This window comes from Paramuribaculum intestinale, assembly GCF_003024925.1.
In the GTDB taxonomy this organism is placed as follows: domain Bacteria; phylum Bacteroidota; class Bacteroidia; order Bacteroidales; family Muribaculaceae; genus Paramuribaculum; species Paramuribaculum intestinale.
On record NZ_PUED01000247.1, the window covers coordinates 1 to 2,760 of the forward strand.

General features: G+C 54.9%; 3 protein-coding genes. 1 reads left to right on the forward strand and 2 read right to left on the reverse strand.

Features of this window, described 5'->3' with window-relative positions; all coding sequences use genetic code 11:
• Together C5O24_RS12240 and C5O24_RS12245 are read right to left on the reverse strand one after the other, a co-directional pair.
• Window positions 1-395, reverse strand: a 395-nt coding sequence (locus C5O24_RS12240) for a hypothetical protein (RefSeq protein ID WP_133165577.1), incomplete at its 3' end; no start/stop codon positions are given.
• 137 nt (window positions 396-532) lie between these two features.
• Window positions 533-1,540 carry a M28 family peptidase gene (locus tag C5O24_RS12245; RefSeq protein ID WP_107681908.1) on the reverse strand — a complete coding sequence of 336 codons (1,008 nt, stop codon included), beginning with the start codon at window positions 1,538-1,540 and terminating at the stop codon, window positions 533-535.
• A 174-nt stretch (window positions 1,541-1,714) separates the two neighbouring features.
• Here C5O24_RS12245 and ligA point away from each other — a divergent pair.
• Window positions 1,715-2,760, forward strand: a 1,046-nt coding sequence (gene ligA, locus C5O24_RS12250; RefSeq protein ID WP_107681909.1) for an NAD-dependent DNA ligase LigA, incomplete at its 3' end; no start/stop codon positions are given.

A 2,760-nucleotide genomic window follows, 5' to 3' on the forward strand; every position in this document is an offset into this window, starting at 1 on the left:
GCGTAGCAGTAACGGTTGCGAAGAAAAACGTTGCTCACACTGGTGGCATCATCATTGCTGACTCCCATATCAGTGCGGCTGTGGTTGAGGAGTATGTTTAATTCCGTGCCGAGTCCGAAAAACGTGTTCAGCCCGAATACAGCTCCGGCACCTAATCCATAACTGCCCCCCATCGAGTTGTTGATTTCGCGGATTTCAGGAAAACATGACGCATAGTTCTGTATGACGCCGCTTCCGCCGCCGAGCAGATGCACGTCGACTTCGAGAAACTGGCGTGCCGGTTCAAACGAAACAAACTGCTGCGCGCATGCACGCTCCGGACACGAAACCGCAGCCATCAGAGCCAAAACGACAGCAACTGTCGCCTTACGTATTTTTACGCACTTGTCAAACATGCCCCAAAATTACGCATTTTATCTGACATATCTATCGCAAATGCCATCCGTATTACCCGATAGCACCGAGAAAAAAAATGTTTTCAGAAACATGGATCGCCTTGCGACACCAGCCTGCCGCAGATCCCGACCTGCGGTCAGCGCGAAGAGGACTCGCTGTCGATCACTGCCATCACGACCTTGCCTACAGCCTGAAGCGACCGCTGGTCGATCGACGACATATTATCGGAACGGGTATGCCATGTCGGCGGGAATGAATGAGTTATGGCATTGTTGCACTCAATGATGTCAATACACGGTATGCCGGCACGGTTGATGAACACATGGTCGTCGATTATCGATCCGCCGACATCGTCGATAAACGTCTTCGACAAGCCTTCGCGAGCTGCGATGCCCCACACTTTGTTGACCACTGCGGGAGCTGCCTGATTGGAATAGTATTCGCGGTGGAAACGCGCGTTGGTGCCACCCACCATATCGAGTACTATGCCGTAGACCGGACGGTTGTCGGCGTTGTAAGGCATGCGCTGGATCCAATACTGTGTGCCCAGACACCATGTATCCTCCTTGTTGCTGAAACCGCTCGAATCACCGTAATCCTCCGCGTCGACAAGAAGCAGATCGACACCCACGTCGGGACGCTCCACGCCAAGCACTCTCGCCACTTCAAGCAACACTCCCACACCGCTGGCGCCGTCGTTGGCGCCGTCGACCGGCACATGACGATCCGACTCGCGGTCTTCGTTGTCGGACCACGGACGGCTATCGTAGTGCGCCACCAACAGTATGCGGCGGTTATTGCCCGGATTGAACCGTCCCATGATATTGCTTATGGGGAGTTCATCGCCGTTGAAGGCGCTGACTATTGCATTCTGCACAAGGATTGTATCACATCCGTGACGCGCGAGTTCGCTGACAAGAAACTCGGCGCAACGCCGGTGAGCATCAGTACCGGGCACACGCGGTCCCATCTCCACCTGACGGCGTATATTCTCGTATGCGCTGTCAGCTCGAAATTTCATCTTAAGCTGTGTCGTCTGCGACGCCTGCTGCACTTTTGTTTCATTACGACGGCCGTCAGACGCGCCACATCCTGTCAGGATCATGGCGACGACAAGCACTATGTTAGATACAATCGCGTTCATTCCGGTATATGATTTCTGTATCGCCGCAGCGATACGACGGTCAGTATATTGGATTTGTCGACAAAGTTACGTCTTTGTTACGGAATTATGACTATGATTCGATTTTTTTGTCGGATAATTTGATTAAACTTTGTTAAATAGTTATCTTTGCACCCTCAAATACAACATCCACCGATGGACACAGAAAAAATACACGATGAAATCACACGTCTGCGCCGGGAAATAGAGCGGCACAACCACAGCTATTATGTGGACAACGCCCCTACTGTTTCCGATCACGACTTTGACATATTGATGAAGCGCCTTGAGGAGCTTGAGAAAGAACATCCTGAATGGGACGACCCCGACTCCCCCACCCACCGTGTGGGCAGCGATCTGTCGAAGGGGTTCGTTCAGGCGCCTCACATACACCCGATGCTGTCGCTGGGCAACACCTATTCGGTCGGCGAGGTCGACGAATTTCTGGGACGCCTGCGCGACAGTCTCAACGGCCAGCCGGTGACCATCGTGGGAGAGATGAAATTTGACGGCACATCGATATCGCTGATCTACGAACACGGTCGGCTCGTAAGGGCTGTCACCCGTGGCGACGGTGAAAAGGGCGACGTGGTGACCGACAACGTGCGCACCATCCGCTCCATACCTCTGCACCTTCAAGGCGAAGGGTGGCCCGAGAGCTTTGAAATCCGCGGTGAGATCGTGCTGCCATGGAAAGCATTCGACCGGCTGAACTCCGAACGTGAGTTTCAGGAAGAGCCCCTCTTCGCCAATCCGCGCAATGCTGCTGCCGGCACGCTGAAGCTGCTCAACCCGGCCGAAGTGGCCCGACGCGGCCTCGACGCCTACTTCTACTATCTTATAGGCGACAATCTGCCATGCGACACCCACTACGAAAACATGCAGCAGGCACGATCGTGGGGGTTCAAGGTGTCGGACGCGATGACACGGCTCAACAGTCTGGAGGCGGTGGATGCATACATCAACCATTGGGACAAGGCGCGGAAAGAGCTGCCGGTAGCCACCGACGGCCTCGTGTTCAAAGTCGACTCGCTGCGCCAGCAGCTCAACCTCGGCACCACCGCCAAATCGCCTCGCTGGGCCATCGCCTACAAATTTCAGGCGGAGAGAGCCCTCACGCGGCTGCGCTTCGTATCGTTCGAGGTGGGACGCACCGGCGTCATCACTCCGGTAGCCAATCTTGAGCCGGTGTTGCTGTCGGG